The 16,540-nt window shown below is 72.1% G+C and carries 14 protein-coding genes; 10 read left to right on the top strand and 4 right to left on the bottom strand.

All coding sequences use genetic code 11. The annotated features are described in order from the left end of the window. Positions 1 to 83: 83 nt before the first annotated feature. The 5 genes from AB0M43_RS27510 to AB0M43_RS27490 all read left to right on the top strand — a co-directional run bounded on the left by AB0M43_RS27510 (position 84) and on the right by AB0M43_RS27490 (position 5,073). Positions 84 to 1,040, top strand: a complete 957-nt coding sequence (locus tag AB0M43_RS27510; protein ID WP_363728672.1) for a MurR/RpiR family transcriptional regulator — start codon at positions 84 to 86, stop codon at positions 1,038 to 1,040. Further along, positions 1,040 to 1,780 (top strand): SIS domain-containing protein, encoded by a 741-nt coding sequence (locus AB0M43_RS27505; protein ID WP_363728671.1) that lies wholly within the window; start codon positions 1,040 to 1,042, stop codon positions 1,778 to 1,780. The genes AB0M43_RS27510 and AB0M43_RS27505 overlap by 1 nt, the downstream gene beginning before the upstream one ends. A gap of 21 nt (positions 1,781 to 1,801) precedes the next feature. Next, positions 1,802 to 3,235, top strand: a complete 1,434-nt coding sequence (ngcE, locus tag AB0M43_RS27500; RefSeq protein WP_363728670.1) for an N-acetylglucosamine/diacetylchitobiose ABC transporter substrate-binding protein — start codon at positions 1,802 to 1,804, stop codon at positions 3,233 to 3,235. Positions 3,236 to 3,352: 117 nt separating this feature from the next. Beyond that, the gene (locus AB0M43_RS27495; protein ID WP_363728669.1) at positions 3,353 to 4,189 is read left to right on the top strand and encodes a sugar ABC transporter permease; all 837 of its coding nucleotides are present in this window, start codon (positions 3,353 to 3,355) and stop codon (positions 4,187 to 4,189) included. Positions 4,190 to 4,200: 11 nt separating this feature from the next. Further along, complete coding sequence (locus tag AB0M43_RS27490) at positions 4,201 to 5,073, top strand: carbohydrate ABC transporter permease (RefSeq protein ID WP_363728668.1); 873 nt, start codon at positions 4,201 to 4,203, stop codon at positions 5,071 to 5,073. A gap of 131 nt (positions 5,074 to 5,204) precedes the next feature. On the opposite strand, the gene AB0M43_RS27485 is transcribed toward AB0M43_RS27490, so the two are convergent. Then, positions 5,205 to 5,672: an NUDIX domain-containing protein gene (locus AB0M43_RS27485; RefSeq protein WP_363728667.1), complete on the bottom strand. Its 468-nt coding sequence runs from the start codon at positions 5,670 to 5,672 to the stop codon at positions 5,205 to 5,207. A 39-nt stretch (positions 5,673 to 5,711) separates the two neighbouring features. On the opposite strand from AB0M43_RS27485, the gene AB0M43_RS27480 reads away from it, so the two are divergent. Further along, positions 5,712 to 7,601: a bifunctional 3'-5' exonuclease/DNA polymerase gene (locus AB0M43_RS27480; RefSeq protein WP_363728666.1), complete on the top strand. Its 1,890-nt coding sequence runs from the start codon at positions 5,712 to 5,714 to the stop codon at positions 7,599 to 7,601. A gap of 61 nt (positions 7,602 to 7,662) precedes the next feature. Here the strand turns inward: AB0M43_RS27480 and AB0M43_RS27475 are convergent, their stop codons facing one another. Continuing rightward, a complete protein-coding gene (locus tag AB0M43_RS27475; protein ID WP_363728665.1) occupies positions 7,663 to 8,913 on the bottom strand; it encodes a hypothetical protein in 1,251 nt (416 codons plus the stop codon). Positions 8,914 to 9,066: 153 nt separating this feature from the next. On the opposite strand from AB0M43_RS27475, the gene AB0M43_RS27470 reads away from it, so the two are divergent. The 4 genes from AB0M43_RS27470 to AB0M43_RS27455 all read left to right on the top strand — a co-directional run bounded on the left by AB0M43_RS27470 (position 9,067) and on the right by AB0M43_RS27455 (position 13,428). Continuing rightward, positions 9,067 to 9,696 carry a response regulator transcription factor gene (locus AB0M43_RS27470; RefSeq protein WP_363728664.1) on the top strand — a complete coding sequence of 210 codons (630 nt, stop codon included), beginning with the start codon at positions 9,067 to 9,069 and terminating at the stop codon, positions 9,694 to 9,696. Beyond that, positions 9,696 to 10,355, top strand: a complete 660-nt coding sequence (locus AB0M43_RS27465; protein ID WP_363728663.1) for a DUF4255 domain-containing protein — start codon at positions 9,696 to 9,698, stop codon at positions 10,353 to 10,355. Before AB0M43_RS27470 ends, AB0M43_RS27465 begins: the two co-directional genes overlap by 1 nt. A 29-nt stretch (positions 10,356 to 10,384) precedes the next feature. Then, positions 10,385 to 12,520, top strand: coding sequence for an ATP-binding protein (locus tag AB0M43_RS27460; protein WP_363728662.1), 2,136 nt, complete (start codon positions 10,385 to 10,387; stop codon positions 12,518 to 12,520). 158 nt (positions 12,521 to 12,678) lie between these two features. Next, a complete protein-coding gene (locus AB0M43_RS27455) occupies positions 12,679 to 13,428 on the top strand; it encodes a DUF4157 domain-containing protein (RefSeq protein ID WP_363728661.1) in 750 nt (249 codons plus the stop codon). Between the two features lie 241 nt (positions 13,429 to 13,669). Here AB0M43_RS27455 and AB0M43_RS27450 read toward each other — a convergent pair whose 3' ends face one another. Both AB0M43_RS27450 and AB0M43_RS27445 read right to left on the bottom strand, forming a co-directional pair. Beyond that, a complete protein-coding gene (locus AB0M43_RS27450; RefSeq protein ID WP_363728660.1) occupies positions 13,670 to 14,299 on the bottom strand; it encodes a hypothetical protein in 630 nt (209 codons plus the stop codon). A 653-nt stretch (positions 14,300 to 14,952) separates the two neighbouring features. Then, on the bottom strand, positions 14,953 to 16,524 hold the full coding sequence (locus AB0M43_RS27445) for an FAD-binding oxidoreductase (protein ID WP_363728659.1): 1,572 nt from the start codon (positions 16,522 to 16,524) through the stop codon (positions 14,953 to 14,955). Between the last annotated feature and the right edge of the window lie 16 nt (positions 16,525 to 16,540).

Here is a 16,540-nt window from a genome sequence, read left to right as displayed (position 1 = left end):
CATGAACCACAGGCTTGACTTGATGGTCGCTTCGGTAATAATTTTCGCCACAGGGCACGAGGTCGAGGAAAGGGGTGAGGATCATGGCCGAGCAGGTCCCGAGCTACGCGACGGAACTGGCCGTCGGCGAGAACGTCCTCATCCGGATCCGTTCTCTGCTGCCGGAGCTGACGGGCGCGCTCCAGAGGGTGGCCGAGCAGGTGCTCGCCGACCCGCTGCGCGCCGCCCGGGCCACGATCGTCGAGCTCGCCGAGCGCAGCGGCACCTCCCCGGCCACCGTCACCCGGTTCTGTAGGGCCCTCGGCTTCGAGGGGTACGCGGAGCTGAGGCTCGCGGTCGCCGCCGAAGCCGGGGCCGCCACCCGCGCCGCCGGTTGGAGCGTCGACATCGGCCGGGAGATCCTGCCGACCGACCCGCTGGACCGGGTCCTCAACCAGATCATCGTCGCCGACGCCCGCGCGATCGAGAGCACCGCCGCCCTGCTGGACCTCGACGCGGTCGACGCGGCGGCCACGGCCATCGCCAACGCCAACCGGGTCGACATCTACGGCATCGGCGGCAGCGCCCTCGTCGGCGCGGAACTCCAGATCTGCCTGCACCGGATCGGCGTCGCCTCCTGGGCCTGGACCGAGGTGCACCTGGGCCTCGCGAGCTCCGCGCTGCTCGGCCCCGGCGACGTGGCCCTCGGGGTGTCGCACTCCGGCGGGGCCCGCGAGACGATCGAGATGCTCGCCGAGGCCGGCAGCCACGGCGCGACCACCGTCGCCCTTACCAGTTTCCCCCGGTCGCCGCTCGGCGAACTCGCCGACATCGTGCTCACCACGGCGGCCACCGAGATCGCGTTCCGTCCCGACGCGCTGTCCGCGCGGCACTCGCAGCTGGTCGTCCTCGACCTGGTGTACGTGGCCGTCGCGCAGCGCACCCACGACCGCAGCCACGCGGCGTTCCAGCGCACGGCGCACGCCGTCGCCGGGCACCGCGACGAGCAGACCGCCAGCCGGCGGCGCGGCCGGGCCGTCCCCACGGTCGGGGGCGAGTGATGACCGATTTTCTCGCAGGAGTGCACGAGACCCTCGACAAGGTCGCGTCCACCCAGGCGGACAGTGTCCAGCGCGCGGCGACGGCCATCGTCGACGCGTTGGCGGCAGGCGGAGTGGTGCAGGCATTCGGTGCCGGTCATTCCGAGGGCCTCGCGATGGAGATCGCGGGCCGGGCGGGCGGGCTTGTGCCCACCAACCGGATCGCACTCCGGGACATCGTCATCTACGGGGGAGAACCCCCCGAGGTGCTGTTCGACGCCTTGCTCGAACGTCAGCCGGGGATCGCGCACCGGTTGTACGAGCTGGCGGCTCCGCGTCCCGAGGACGTGTTCGTGCTCGCCTCGCAGTCCGGCATCAACGGCAGCGTGGTCGAGTTGGCGTTACTGATCAAGGAACGCGGTCACCCGTTGATCGCGATCACGTCCGTGGAGCATTCCTCCGCCGTCCCGCCGCGTCACCCTTCGGGGCTGAAGCTGGCGGAGCTCGCGGACGTGGTGCTCGACAATGGCGCGCCGTACGGCGACGCGGTGCTGCCGCTGGAAGGCGGCGGTGCGGTCGGCGCGGTCTCGGCCATCACGGGTGCGCTGCTGGCGCAACTCGTGACGATCGAGGTCGTCCGACAGATCCAGGCTGCGGGCAACACACCCCCCGTGTACCTGTCCGCGAACGTCCCCGGTGGGGACGAACACAACACTGCCCTCGAGTCGCGGTACGCCGGACGTATCCGGCGCACCGCCTGACCCGAACCGAGGAGACACACAATGTCCAAGACCCCTGACCTGCCTGGTGAGGTTTCCCGTCGCACGGTGATCACCCGGGCCGCTGCCATCGGTGCCGCGATTCCGGCCGCCGGCCTGCTCGGCGCCTGCGCCGGCGGTGGCACCGAGGAGAAGAAGAGCGAGACCGGTAACACCGGTGACGCCAAGAACCCGTTCGGCGTGAAGGATGGTGACCCGTTGGAGGTCGTCATCTTCAACGGTGGCTACGGCGAGAAGTACGCCAAGGACATCCACGAGCCGATGTACAAGGCCGCCTTCCCGAAGTCGGAGATCAAGCACTCGGCCCCGACCGAGATCTCCACGACGATCCAGCCGCGGTTCGCCGGTGGCAACCCGCCGGACTTCCTGAACAACTCGGGCGCCAAGGCGATCGACATCGGCTCCCTGGTCGGCGACGGCCAGCTGCTGACGCTCGACAAGCTGTGGTCGGCCCCGTCCTACGACGACCCGAAGAAGACGGTCAAGGACACCCTGATCCCGGGCACCATCGAGTCCGGTGAGTTCGACGGCAAGTCCGTCCAGCTCAACTACGTGTTCACCGTCTACGGCATCTGGTACAACTCGGCCCTGTTCTCGAAGAACAGCTGGGTCGCGCCGAAGACGTGGGACGAGACCACCGCGCTGTTCGACAAGATCAAGGCCGCCGGCATCACGCCGTACGCCTACGCGGGCGCCAACGCCGCGTACTACCAGTTCGAGGTCATCCTCTCCAACGCCGCCAAGATCGGTGGCGCCGAGGTGCTCAAGAACATCGACAACCTCGAGGACGGCGCCTGGCAGGTGCCCGCGATCAAGGACTCGCTCGAGTTCTGGGCCGGCATCGGCGCGAAGTACATGGACAAGGCGCACGAGGGTCTCAAGCACACCGAGGTCCAGCTCCAGCAGAACCAGGGCAAGGTCGCGTTCTACCCGTCCGGCTCCTGGCTCGAGAACGAGCAGGCCAAGGAGACCCCGGCCGACTTCAAGTACGCGATGACCCTCGTGCCGAGCAAGGGCGCCAGCGACAAGATCGGCTTCACCGGCATCCACGCGACCGCCGGCGAGCCGTACGTCATCCCGGCCAAGGCCAAGAACCAGGCCGGCGCGCTGGAGTACATGCGCATCATGCTCTCCAAGAAGGGCGCCAACGAGTTCGTCAAGCTGAACGGCTCGCTGACCTCGGTCATCGGCTCCTCGGACGGCGCGACGCTGACCCCGGGCACCGCCTCGGCGAAGACCGCGCTCGACGCCGCCGGCAAGGACGTCTTCACGTTCCACATCAACGACTGGTACGCGGACATGAACACCGAGATGAAGGCGGCCACCAACGCCCTCATGTTCGGTCACCAGAACGTGGCCCAGTTCGTCGAGCGGGTCCAGAAGGCCGCGGACAAGCTGAAGAAGGACTCCAGCATCAAGAAGAACAAGGTCAAGTAGTAACGCGCAAGCGTCGCTTCCTACAAGACCGAGTGGAGAGCACAGGTCATGCGGCACGGTAGAAATCCGTTTATCGTCGGCTTCCTGGCCGCGCCAGTAGTGTTGTACGTGTTCTTTGTGATCCTGCCTTACGTTGAGGCATTCTATTACTCGTTCACGAACTGGCGCGGTTTCCAGAAGGCCGAATGGGTCGGCCTCGACAACTACAAGAAGATGCTCGACGACGACACCTTCTGGAAAGCTGTCTCACACAACGGGATCATTCTGCTGCTCCTGCCGCTGGCCGCTCTTGTCATCGCCCTGTTCTTCGCCTTCCTCCTGAACGTCGGGGGGAAGGCGAAGGCGGGGGTCTCGCAGGGGGTCCGGGGGTCGAAGTTCTACCGCCTGGTGTTCTTCTTCCCCCAGCTCCTGGCGGTCCCGATCGTCGCGGTGCTGTTCCAGTCGGTGTACCGGCCGGACAAGTCCGGCGTGCTCAACGGCATCCTCGGCTGGTTCGGGATCGAGCCGGTCGGCTGGCTGATCGAACCGAAGATCGCGCTGCTCATGCTCATCGCCGTGATGGTCTGGCAGGCGATCGGCTTCTACGTGGTGCTGTTCTCCGCGGGCATGTCCTCCATCCCGGCCGAGATCTACGAGGCGGCCGAGCTGGACGGGTCGTCCCCGGCCACCACGTTCCGCCGGATCACGCTGCCCCTGCTGTGGGGCAACATCCAGACCGCGTGGGTGTACCTGGGCGTCGCGGCCTTCGACGCCTTCGCCATCGTCGACGTGCTCTCCAACAACCAGGGTGGCCCCGACTTCAGCACCACGGTGCTGTCGGAGGAGATCTACAAGGCCACGAGCGCCGGTAAGTACGGCTACGCGACCACGCTCGGCGTCGCGCTCTTCTTCCTCACCGCCACCTTCGCCGTGATCGCGTTCACGTCGACCAAGCGGGAAAGCGTCGAGTACTGATGGGAACCCAGATGACCAAGAAGCCGCGCGGAAAGTCCAGCGCCTTCATGAGCCTCGGTCACATCGCGCTCGCGGGCTTCGCCGTGATGGTCGTGCTGCCGATGCTGTGGGCGTTCGTCTCCTCGTTCAAGAACAACACGGAGATCTTCGACCACGCGTTCACCTGGCCGGCCGAGTTCCGGTGGAGCAACTGGATCGACGCGTGGAACACCGCGCACATCGGCACGTACTTCTTCAACACCGTGATCGTCGTGTTCTTCGGTGTCGCCGGCACGATGCTGCTCGGCTCGATGGCCGCCTACGTGCTCGCCCGGTACGAGTTCCGGGGCAACCGGTTCATCTACTACGCCATCATCGGCGGACTCGGCTTCCCGGTCTTCCTCGGCTTCGGACCGCTGTTCAAGATCGTGCAGATGACGGGTGACGTGCCGGTCATCGGGCAGTTCCTCGGCCTGAACTCCTACGTCAGCCTCGTCCTGGTCTACATCGCCTACTCGCTGCCGTTCACCGTGTTCTTCCTGGCGTCGTTCTTCAAGACGCTGCCCGGGTCGGTGGCCGAGGCCGCGATGATCGACGGCTGCTCGCACACCCGGCTGTTCTTCCGGGTCATGCTGCCGATGGCCAAGCCGGGCCTCGTCGGCATCACGATCTTCAACGTGATCGGGCAGTGGAACCAGTACATGTTCCCGACCCTGCTGATCAGCGACCCGGACAAGTGGCAGCTCACCCAGGGCATCGCCCGGATCTCCACCAACGCCGGGTACGAGGCCAAGTGGGGCCCGCTGTTCGCCGGCATCTGCATGGCGATCATCCCGATGATCTTCGTGTACGCCTTCTTCCAGCGCCAGATCCAGTCGGGTCTCACCCAGGGCGCCGTGAAGTAACCACAGACTGCGCGGCCCCGTACTGCCCACAGGCGTACGGGGCCGCTGCATGTCCGGGGCCGGGCGCTCCGGGGCCGCGATGGCCGCCGGGCCGCCCGCGGGTGGGCGTGGCACCCGCCGCCGGCGACGGTTCAGGTGGCCGCGAAGTACGCCGCCGCGACCGCCGTGTGGTTCGGGAACGCCAGCTCGGCGGGGCCGAAGATCACCTCGTACCCGCTGGTCTCCTCGGTCAGTTCCGTCGGCGCCGCCGCGATCTCCGGCACCAGCCCGAACACCAGGATGTGCCACTGGCTGCTCTGCACCGTGTGCAGCCGCACCTGCTCCGCCGCGAACTCGATCGTGGTCTCCTCCCGCAGCTCCCGGACCACCGACTCCTGCCACGACTCGCCGAACTCCATGAACCCGCCCGGCAGGCACAGGTGGCCGCGCTGCGGCTCGATGTCCCGGCGCACGGTCAGCAGCCCGCCGCCCTTGACCGGGACGACCGCGAGGGCCACGGGCAGCGGGTTGCGGTAGGTGAACTCGCCGCAGCCCTGGCAGTGCCGGGGCCACAGATCATTGGTGTACTTGGTGCCGCAGTGGGTGCAGAAGATCGCCATGGACAGATCCTGTCAGAGGGCTGTGGCACAGTCAGTGCCGTGGAGCGGATCGCGGTGGTGGAGACCCCGGAGGGGGGCTTCCGGCTGCGCGCGCTCGACCGGCCCGGCGCGCCGACCGAGCAGGTCACCGACCCCACGGCGCTGGACAGGCCCGGGGTCCGCTGGGTGTGGGCCGACACGTCCGCGATCTACCCGAAGCTGCTCGCCGCCGGGGTGCGCGTCACCGCCTGCCACGACGCCGCCCTCACCGAGGCCCTGCTGTCCGGGCACGCCGGGCGGTGGGGCGAGCCGCGCGCGCTGCGGGCCGCCTGGGCGCGGCTGACCGGCGGGCCGGTGCCCAAGGACCCGCCGCCCCGGGAGCGCGACGCCCAGCCGACCCTGTTCGACCCGTTCGACGACGGGATGCCCGCCGGGGTCGACGCCCTCGACGCGCTGACCGCCGTGCACGCCGCCCAGGTCGAGCGGATCCCCGACGCCGCGTTCCGGCTGCTGGTGGCCGTGGAGTCCGCGGGTGCCCTCGCCGCCGCCGAGATGGGCCACGTCGGGCTGCCCTGGCGGGCCGACGTGCACGACGCGCTGCTGGTGGACATGCTCGGCGAGCGGGCCGGCCCGGGCATGCCGCCCCGCCGGCTCACCGAGCTGGCCGCCGAGGTGGTCGCCGCGCTCGGCGGGCCCGTGTTCCACGTCGACTCGCCGGCCGAGGTGGTCCGGGCCTTCGCCCGGGTCGGGGTCCGGCTGCCGTCGACCCGGAGCTGGGTGCTGAAGGAGGTGGACCATCCGGCCGTCGCGCCGTTGCTGGCCCACAAGGAGCTCTACCGGTTGTACGTGGCGCACGGCTGGAACTGGCTCGACGCGTGGGTGCGCAAGGGCCGCTTCCACGCGGAGTACGTGGCGGGCGGGGTCGTCACCGGCCGGTGGGCCACCCGGGGCGGGGCGGCGCTCCAGATCCCCAAGGTGGTGCGCCGCGCGGTGATGGCCGACCCGGGGTATGTGCTGGTGTGCGCCGACGCGGGGCAGCTGGAGCCGCGCATCCTGGCCGCGATGGCGGGGGACCGCCGGCTCGCCGAGGCCGCCCGCGACGCCGACCTGTACGCGGCACTGGCCGCCGAGGCGTTCGGGGGCGACCGGCAGCGCGCGAAGATCGGCATGCTCGCCGCGATGTACGGGCAGACGTCCGGCGAGGCCGCCGCCCCGTTGGCGACGTTGCGCCGCCGGTTCCCCGTGGCGCTGGACTGCGTGGAGCAGGCCGCCCGGGCGGGGGAGGAGGGCCGGCTGGTCCGGTCGCGGCTGGGGCGGACCTGCCCGTCGCCGTCGGTGGGCTGGTGGGGGGCCTTCGAGGGCTCGGGGCTCGACGGGCCGGGGGCCGGGGAGGGCGGCTCGGCGGAGGGCGGTTGGCCGGGCGGCGGGACCGGGGGCGGTCGGTGGGCGGCCGGGGGCGGTGGTTCCGGCGGAGGCCTGGGTCCGAGCGGTGGACAGAGCACGGAGCAGGGCGCTGCTGGCCGGGGCGGCGGTATCGGCGGGGACCCGGCCGGCTCCGGTGTCGGCTGGGGCGGAGCGGGACAGGCGCCGGGCTGGGGCGGTGCGCCCGGCGGGTCGGACGGCTCCGGCGGCGGTCGGCGGGACGCCGGGTCTCGGGCGCGGGCCCGGGGGCGGTTCACCCGGAACTTCATCGTGCAGGCCACGGCGGCCGAGTGGGCGTTGGCGCTGGTCGCGGGTCTGCGCCGGGAGCTGATGGCGATCGACGGGGCGGAGCTGGTCTTCTTCCAGCACGACGAGGTGATCGTGCACTGCCCGGCCGGGGTCGCCGGACAGGTCACGGCGGCGGTCACGGACGCGGCCCGGCGGGCGGGGGAGTTGCTGTTCGGGGACACCCCGGTGCTGTTCCCGGTGGGCGCGGCGGTCGTGGACTCCTACGCGGACGCGAAGTAGCCGGAACGGACCGCCGCACACCGGGTCGGTGACGCTTCGTAATCATATGGCGATCTTGATCTTAGGGAGCCGTGTGGCTCACCCCGGTGAGCAGCACCCAGACCCGGCAGCTGTTCGCCGCCGAGCCGGCCAGGGGCGGGCCCGCCGTCGTGCAGGTCGTGCGCAGCGTGACGGTCTTGCCGGCCGGCACGTCCACGGGGGTGGCCACGTGGTGGTCGATGTCGCGGATGTTCGCCAGGGAGAAGACGAGGAGCACCTGCCCGTCGACCAGCAGTTCGACCTTGCCCGTGTCGCCCTGCGGCGCCTGGAAGAGCAGGTCGGTGATGCTCAGCGACGTCTTCGCGCCGAGCGTCAGCGGCGAGCCCGACGTGGTGCCGCCGTTGGCGACGGTGTTCTCCAGCCGGAACCGGTAGTTGGCGTGCACGGCGGCCGGGGGCTGCACGGGCGGCGGGGGCGGCGGCGGGGAGCCCTCGGCCTTCGCCTTGGCCTCCTTGGCGAGCTGCTCGGCGTTGGCGGCCTTCTCCGCGACCTGGGTGAGCGGCTCCTTCACCGACTCCTTCGCCGTGGACCGCACGGCAGGCTTGAGCAGCAGGAACCAGGCGGCGATCGCGGCGAGGACCAGGGCGAGCACGCCGGCGACGACCCGGGCCAGGGTCGGGGAGAGCACCGGGGACTGCACGATCGCGCCGTCCAGGGTGATCGGCCGGGCACCGTCGTCGGGGGTGACCGTGACCTGGAACGGGTGCGTGACCGGCTGCCCCCGCCACAGCCGCTGGTTCGCCCGCACCACGACGGTCGTGAACACGGCCTGGCCGGGCGGCACGGTGACGATCGACGGCCGGGGCGAGACGAGCAGACGGCCGTCCGGGTCGCCGCCGTCCACCTGCACCGTGACCGGCAGGTTGCCCCGGTTGTCGAGGGCCAGTTCGTGCTTGGCGCGCCGGCCCCGCGAGGTGCGCGGGGTCAGTTCGGCACCCGTGTCCGTGAACGCCAGGACCCGCACCACCCCCTCGGGCGCGGCGGCGGACTCCGGATGCTCCGTGGGCAGCACCCGGACGGCGAACGGCACCTCACCCGCCGGGACGGCCGCCGAGCGGGGCGGATGGAAGGAGACCACGACGACGGTCTCCGCGCCGGGGTACAGGCTCACCACCCCGGGTTCGACGGTGGCCCAGGGCGCGGCGTCGCCGACGACCTGGAACCGGTACTCCTCGACGACGTCGCCGTTGTTGCGCAACGTCAGTTCGCAGGCGGACTGCGAGCCAGGGGCTACTTCGAGCACAGCGGAGGTCAGAGCGGCCAGGGTCGTCATGATCACGAGGTTATGAAGGGGTTTGGCATGTCGGTACGGGCGGGCGGGAACACTTTCGGGCAAGAGTTCTGCCCGTTGACCCCACGTTGACTGGATGCTGAGGGGCATCGGTCATGCTCTCCTCAGATGTCCCTCTGGCACGGGGAGCAATTCATGTTGATCAGTAGAATCCCGGTGTACCTGCACGCCGCCGACCCGATCTCGCACGCGGGCGTCGCCGGCCAGTTGCGCCCCCGCCCGGAGATCCAGATCCTGGGCGAGGCGGAACTGGACCTCGCGAAAGTCGCCCTGATGGTGGTCGACACCGTAGACGACGAGGTGTTGCGCCTGCTGCGCAGCCTCCGGTGCGGCGGGGTCCACCAGCTCGTCGTCGTCGCCCGCCAACTCGCCGACTCCGACCTCGTCGCGCTCGTCGAGGTGGGCGTCGGCGGCCTGATCCGCCGCTCCGAGGCCACCTCCGACCGCCTCGTCTCCGTGATCATGAGCGCGGCGGCCGGCGAGGGGGTCATCCCGCCCGACCTGCTCGGCCGGCTGCTGTCGCAGGTCGGACAGGTGCAGCGCCAGGTCCTCGGGCCGCGCGGCCTGACGTTCTCCGGCCTCGCCGAGCGCGAGATCCAGGTGCTCAAGCTCGTGGCCGAGGGCCTGGACACGGCCGAGATCGCCCTGAAACTGTCGTACTCGCAGCGCACGGTCAAGAACGTCCTGCACGACATCACCAGCCGGCTGCACCTGCGCAACCGGTCGCACGCGGTCGCGTACGCGCTCCGGCACGGGCTGATCTGATGATCCACGAGGTCGACGACGGACTGCGCCGACTGCTCCGCGAGGAGGCGCTCCGGGGCACCGAGGTCGAGATCGCCCTCGACGCGCCCACCAAGGACTGGGCGGCCCGGCGCAACGCGCCCACCGTCAACATGTACCTCTACGACATCCGCGAGGACATGCGGCGCAAACAGCGGGGCATGCTCAACGAGTACGGCGGGGACGGGACGGTGGCCGCCCGGCACTCCCCGCCCCGGTACCTGAAACTGTCCTATCTCATCACCGCCTGGACCCAGCGGCCCGAGGACGAGCACCGGCTGCTGTCGGACCTGCTCGTCACGCTGCTGCGGCACGACGCGCTGCCGGTCGGGCTGCTCAGCGGTTCCCTGGCCGGGTTCGGGCTGCCCGTGCCGCTGACGTGCGCGCTGCCGCCGCCGGAGGACCGGGCGTTCGCCGACGTGTGGACCGCGTTGGGCGGGGAGCTGAAGCCCTCGTTGGACGTCGTGGTCAGCGCGCCGGTGGATCCGGGCCGGCGGATCCCCGTCGGGCCGCCGGTCGAGGGCGGGATGCTGCTGAAGATGGGCGGGGAGAGTGTGGCGCACGACGTGGCCGTCGACGCGGTGCCCGGGGAGCCACGGGTGGCGATGATGCGGTCGCGGGCCGGGCGGGGGGAGGGGTGACGGCCGGGGGGCGTGGGCAGGGGTCGCCGTTGCGGGCCGGGTTCGGGCCGGATCGGACAGAAGGTGTCGGGGAGGACGGTGCCGGGGCGGACGACGGGCTCGGGCGGCTGCTCGGGCTGCTCGCCGACCTCGAACGACGGGTCCGGGTGGCCGTCGCCGGCCGGCGCGCCGCCGACCCGGCCCCCGACGACCCGTTCCGGGGGCTGTACCTGTCCGACGAGGCGATCGACGCGCTGCTCGACGCGCGGCGTGATCCCTGGCCGGTCGGCGGGTCCGGCCCCGACCGCTCCGCCGCCCCCGGACCCGCCGTCGTTCCGCCCACCGGACCCGACCTCCGCGGCGCGCCCGGGCCGGATGCCGGAAACGACCGCCTCGCCCGCCTGGTCGACGCCGCCCGCCTCGACCCGCTCGACGTGCGACTCCTCCTCGTCGCGCTCGCCCCCGACGTGGACAGCAGATTCGAACAGTTCTACGGGTACCTGAACGACGACGTCACCCGCCGCCGGGCCAGCGTCGGCCTGGCGCTCCGCCTCGCGGGGCTCCCCGAGGGCGCCGGCGCCGGCCGGGCCCGACTCGACGCGGGCGCCCCCCTGCTCGCCGCCGGGCTGCTGGCCGTCGAGGAGACCGACCGGCCCCTGCTGTCCCGGCCGCTGCGGGTACCCGACCGGGTCGTCGCGCACCTGCTCGGCGGCGACCTGCTCGCCCCGGCACTCACCGGCCTGCTCGCCGACGCGCGCCCCGAACCGTTGCTGGCGGAGCGGGCCGACGCGGTCCGGTTGGGGCGGGCGCTAGCCGGAGGGGCGCCGCTGGCGTACCTGCGGGAGCATGGCGGGGGCTCCGGGCAGGCCCTGGGCGTGGCCGGACTCGCGGCGGCCGGTCGGACGGCACTCGCCGTGGACGCCGCCCGGTACGCGGCCGGGCCCGCAGGCACCGAGCTGGTCCGGGAGGCGGTGCTGCGCGGGGCCGGAGTCGTGTTCGGACCCGTCGACGGGTACGACCCCACGGACCTCCTCGACCTGTTCGGCCGGGTCGGGGTGCCCCTGCTGCTGTACGGCACCGTCGGCTGGGACCCCCGGTGGACGCACCGCCCGCCCCTGAACGTCACGGCCGAACCGGTACCGGCGGACCTCCGCGCCCAGCTCTGGCGCACCGCCCTCGACGGCGCGCACCTCGCCGACGGGGTCGACCCGGCCGCCGTCACCGCGCACTTCACCCTCGGCCCGCCGCAGATCCGCCGGGCGGCCCGGGCGGCGACCCTGGCCGCGTACGGCGACGACGGCGTGGTCCGCGCCGAGCACCTCCGGCACGGCGCGCGCAGCCAGAACGCCGCCGGCCTCGAACGCCTCGCCCGCCGGATCGAACCGGCCGTCGGCTGGGACGACCTGGTACTGCCGCCCGCCGTCACCGGCCAGCTCCGCGAACTCGCCGGCCGGGCCCGGTACCGCGACCGGGTGCTCGACGAGTGGCGGATGCGGCCCGGCGGCGGGCGCGGCCGGGGCGTGACCGGGCTGTTCGCGGGGGACTCCGGCACGGGCAAGACCATGTCCGCCGAGGTCATCGCCGGCTCACTGGGCCTGGACCTGTACACGGTGAACCTGGCCACGGTCGTGGACAAGTACGTCGGGGAGACCGAGAAGAACCTCGAACGCATCTTCACCGAGGCCGCCGGCGTCAACGGGGTACTCCTCTTCGACGAGGCCGACGCCATCTTCGGCAAGCGGTCCGAGGTCCGCGACGCGCACGACAGGTACGCCAACATCGAGTCCGCGTACCTGCTCCAACGGCTGGAGACCTTCGACGGCCTGGCGATCCTGGCCACCAACCTGCGCGCCAACCTCGACGACGCGTTCACCCGGCGGATCGACATCGTCGTGGACTTTCCGCTCCCGGAGTCCGAGCTGCGGCGCGCGCTGTGGGACAGCTGCCTGGGGCGCCTCGTACCCCGCGGCGACGATCTTGATCTGGGGTTCGTGGCCGGGGCGTTCGAGCTGGCCGGGGGGCATATCCGCTCGGCGGCGATCACGGCCGCGTATCTGGCGGTCGAGGCGGGGCGGCCGGTGGCCATGGTGGACCTGATCGGGGCGGTGGCGCGGGAGTACCGGAAACTGGGGCGGCTCTGCCTGGAGCGCGAGTTCGGCGGGTATCTGGGGCTGCTGGGGTCGTGAGCTGGGTGGCCGGGGTGCGCTGGCCGGGTGGTGCGTGGCCGGGAGGGCGCCGGTCGGGTGGCGTGTGGCCGGGCGCCGTGGCCCGGGGACCCGGTTGTGCCCTCTCGGGCAGTCGACTGTGCCCCGCTCGCCCGCCTGACCTGGGGCATCCTGAGTACATGCGTGGGCATGAGCATGACGTCGAGGAGGCCGCCCGGCCGAAGGGCGACCGGATCCCGCACGAGGACACCGACCTGCTGGGGCGCGCCGCCGCCGCCGGCCGCCCCGACGTGCTCGGCCCCGCCGGGCTCCTCGGGCTGCAACGGGTCGCGGGCAACGCCGCGGTGGGCGACATGGTCGGGGACGCGGCCGGGGACGCGGTCGAGTCGCCGGTGCACGGCGTGGTCAACTCCGGCGGCGGGACCGGGCTCGACCCGGACACCCGGGGGGACATGGAGTCCCGGTTCGGGCAGGACTTCGGCGACGTGCGGGTGCACACCGACGGCGCGGCGCACGAGTCGGCGACGGCGGTCGACGCGCGCGCGTACACCGTCGGCTCGAACATCGTCTTCCAACGCGGCGTGTACGACCCCGGCTCCGACCAGGGCCGACACACCCTCGCGCACGAACTGACCCATGTGGTGCAGCAGCGCAACGGCCCGGTCGACGGGACGGACGCGGGCGGCGGGGTGCGGGTCAGCGATCCGTCGGACCGGTTCGAACGCGAGGCGGTGGCCACGGCGGACCGGGTGATGTCGGGGCCGGCGCCGGCCACCGAGGTGGGGTCCGCGTCCGGGCCGGCCGCCGGTGGCGGTGCGGTGCAGCGGCACGCCGAGGACGACGCGGACGTGCAGCGGATCGAGGACGGGGTCCCGATCGCGCAGCGCGAGGAGGAGGCCGCACCCGAGGAGGACGAGGTCCCGGCCTGACCACCGCGCCCTGCCCCGAAGAACCTCAATCCTTCATCGGGTACCGGCGCCCCGGCCCACCCGGTCGGCGACGCGTCCGCGCCAGCGACAATGCCCCGGTGAGGCACGTGAGGCACGTGAGGCACGTGAGGCACGTGAGGCACGTGAGGCACGTGAGGCACGTGAGGCACGTGAGGCACGTGAGGCACGTGAGGCATGTGAGGCATGTGAGGCACGTGAGGCACGTGAGGCACGTGAGGCACTACGCCTGTGCCGGCACCGGTGGGGCCAGGGCGCGGGTCAGCGCGGCGGTGACGGGAGCCGCGTGGTCGGGGAGATACCGGGCGGCCCAGTCGGCCGCGAGCCGGAGGAAGCCGACCAGGTCCCGTTCGGCACCGTCGAGCAGGCGGCGCAGCTCGGTGACCGGCAGCTCCATCGTCGGACTGTCCACGCCCTCGTCGACGGTCAACCGGACCGTGTCGCCGTAGCGTTCGGCGAACGGAGACGGGTCGTGGCCGAAGGACGCCTGGCCGTCGCCGTCCAGGACGTCCAGCCAACTGTCGCGGTCCTCCAGCCCTTCGCAGCAGCCGGGCAGGAGAACAACGCTGGCGGTGGTGTCGGTGACCCGGAGCCCGCCTGCCGCGAACAGGTCGTCCACTGTGAGCAGCCCGTGCAGGAACGCTCCGAGCGGGTCGGTCGGCCCGGACGGTCCGGTGTCCTGCTCGGGGTCGATGTTGTTGCACACGGCTAGGCACAGCACAGCCGTGCCGACCTCTGCCGGGGAGAGGGCAGCGCTGAGCGGCAGAAAACCGAACGGTGCGCGATCCGCGACCGGCCACAGGGTGAAGCCATCGTGGATCGGAACCTCGAGGACAGCCTGGATCACGATCACCCCGCGATTCTGTCGCACCCGCTGCCCGGATCGCCTCCCCTTTACTGCCCGGCCCCGCACGCCGGCGCTGGTGGGGCCGCCGGCCGTGATCGGGAACGGCGTCTAGCGTGGGCAGTCCCGCAGGCTGGCGCGGGCCCCGGGCTGGCTTCCGCGTCGAGCGCGGGGCCGGCCCTCACGCTGTTGTGTGCACGGGCCGCGTCGAGCATGGGGCTGGCTGGCCGCCAGGCCGGTGTGCGCAAACCCCGGGGTGGCTTCCGCGTCGCGAGCGGGGATGGCTTCCGCGTCGAGCGCGGGGATGGCTTCCGCGTCGAGCGCGGGGCCGGCCCTCACGCTGTTGTGTGCACAGGCCGCGTTGAGCACGGGGCTGGCTGGCCGCCAGGCCGGGGTGCGCAAACCCCGGGATAGCTTCCGCGTCGCGCGCGGGGATGGCTTCCGCGTCGAGCGGGGCCGGCTCTCACGCTGTTGTGTACACAGGCCGCGTCGAGCATGGGGCTGGTTGGCCGCCAGGCTGGCGTGCGCAAACCCCGGGATGGCATCCACGGCAAGCTCGGGGCCGGCCCGCATGCTGGGGCGCGCACGCGTCGCCCGCAGGGCTTCCGCGTCGATATCCACGTCGGGCCCCACCGGCGCGTGTGGGACCCCACTGGCCCCGCCTAGGGGATCAGCACCCCCGGATTCAGGATCCCGGTCGGATCCAGGGTGGCCTTCACGGCGCGCAGCACCTCGACCCCCAACGGGCCGATCTCGGTCGCATACCACGGCTTGTGGTCCCGGCCGATCGCGTGGTGGTGCGTGATCGTCGCGCCGGCCGCCGCGAGCGCGTCGCTCGCCGCCCGCTTCGCGACCTCCCACTGGGCCAGCGGATCGGGGCCTTGGGCTGCGGTGACGGTGAAGTAGAGCGAGGCTCCGGTCGGGTACACGTGGGAAATGTGGCACAGCACCAACGGCGGGGTGTCCTGCTCGACGAGCGCGTCGACGAGGGCTTCGCGCACGTTCTCGTAGACCGTCGGGAGGGTGGACCAGAAGCCCGCCGTCTCCAGGGTCTCCACGAGCGCGCCCGCGTCGAGCAGCGCGTCGCGCAGATACGGGGCGGAGAACCGGCCCGCCGCCCACGCCTCGCCCGGCTCGGTGCCCAGCGGCTCGCCGCCGAGCGCGCGCAACCGGTCGGCCGCGAGTGCCTGGCGGGTCGCGACGTCGGCCGAGGTGCCCTCGAAGCCGATCAGCAGCTGGCAGCCGCCGGCGCCCGAACCGAGGCTGCCGGGGCGGGACAGGCCGATCGCGGTCTCGAACTCGTCGGACAGGCGCAGCACCGTCGGGGCGGGGCCGTCCTGGGTGATGGTTCGCATCGCCTCCGTACCCGTCGTGAAGTCCTCGAATGTCCACGCCTCGTAGTGCCGGGCCTGCGGAACCGGGCGGATCTGCACGGTGATCTCGGTGAGGACGCCGAACGCGCCCTCGGAGCCGAGCAGGAGCTGCCGCAGGTCGGGGCCGGCGGCGGAGCGGGGCGCCCGGCCCGCCTCGAGGGTGCCCGTCGGGGTGGCCGCCTTCACCGCGACCACGAGGTCGTCGAACCGGCCGTAGCCGGCGGAGGCCTGGCCGCTCGACCGGGTCGCGGCGAAGCCGCCCAGCGTCGCGTACTCGAAGCTCTGGGGGAAGTGGCCCAGCGTGAAGCCCTGCTCCGCGAGCAGCCGCTCGGCTTCCGGCCCCCGGATGCCGGGCTCGAACGTCGCGGTCCGCGACACCGGGTCGAGGCGCAGCAGCCGGGCCATCCGGGACAGGTCGACCGCGAGCACGCCGGTGAAGCCCTCCCGGTCCGCCACCAGGCCGCCGACCACGGACGTGCCGCCGCCGAAGGGCACCACGGCCAGGCGGTGTTCTGCGGCGAGGGTCAGCAGGCGCAGCACCTCGTCGTGGGTGTGGGGCCTGGCCACCGCGTCGGGGGCGTCGACGGCGTCGCCCACCCGGATCCGGAGCAGGTCAGGGGTCGACTTGCCGCGCAGGTGCGCGAGGCGGTCGGTGTGGTCGGTGCTCACCTCGCCGAGCAGCGCGAGCACGGAGCCGGGGATCCGGCAGGGCTCCAGCGGCAGGTCGGCGGGGATCGGCGGGCCGGGCCGGTCGACGCCCAGCGCCTGGCCGAGCAGGCCCCGGATGGAGTCGGACAGGGTCGCGGTGCGGTCCGGGTCTCCCCAGCCGCCCCAGCGCATGGGTGCGTCGGTCGTATTCATGAGTTACACTGTGACA

Origin of the sequence: Longispora sp. NPDC051575, assembly GCF_040681875.1 — a bacterium.
Classification (GTDB): domain Bacteria; phylum Actinomycetota; class Actinomycetes; order Mycobacteriales; family Micromonosporaceae; genus Longispora.
This window is presented reverse-complemented; position numbering and strand designations above follow the sequence as displayed.

Excerpts from the sequence above, each read along its gene's own strand:
- AB0M43_RS27445 (WP_363728659.1), bottom strand. The coding sequence starts at position 16,524 with ATGAATACGACCGACGCACCCATGCGCTGGGGCGGCTGGGGAGACCCG.
- ngcE (WP_363728670.1), top strand. The coding sequence starts at position 1,802 with ATGTCCAAGACCCCTGACCTGCCTGGTGAGGTTTCCCGTCGCACGGTG.
- AB0M43_RS27470 (WP_363728664.1), top strand. The coding sequence starts at position 9,067 with ATGTTGATCAGTAGAATCCCGGTGTACCTGCACGCCGCCGACCCGATC.
- AB0M43_RS27505 (WP_363728671.1), top strand. The coding sequence starts at position 1,040 with ATGACCGATTTTCTCGCAGGAGTGCACGAGACCCTCGACAAGGTCGCG.
- AB0M43_RS27510 (WP_363728672.1), top strand. The coding sequence starts at position 84 with ATGGCCGAGCAGGTCCCGAGCTACGCGACGGAACTGGCCGTCGGCGAG.
- AB0M43_RS27465 (WP_363728663.1), top strand. The coding sequence starts at position 9,696 with ATGATCCACGAGGTCGACGACGGACTGCGCCGACTGCTCCGCGAGGAG.
- AB0M43_RS27475 (WP_363728665.1), bottom strand. The coding sequence starts at position 8,913 with ATGACGACCCTGGCCGCTCTGACCTCCGCTGTGCTCGAAGTAGCCCCT.
- AB0M43_RS27485 (WP_363728667.1), bottom strand. The coding sequence starts at position 5,672 with ATGGCGATCTTCTGCACCCACTGCGGCACCAAGTACACCAATGATCTG.
- AB0M43_RS27490 (WP_363728668.1), top strand. The coding sequence starts at position 4,201 with ATGACCAAGAAGCCGCGCGGAAAGTCCAGCGCCTTCATGAGCCTCGGT.
- AB0M43_RS27455 (WP_363728661.1), top strand. The coding sequence starts at position 12,679 with ATGCGTGGGCATGAGCATGACGTCGAGGAGGCCGCCCGGCCGAAGGGC.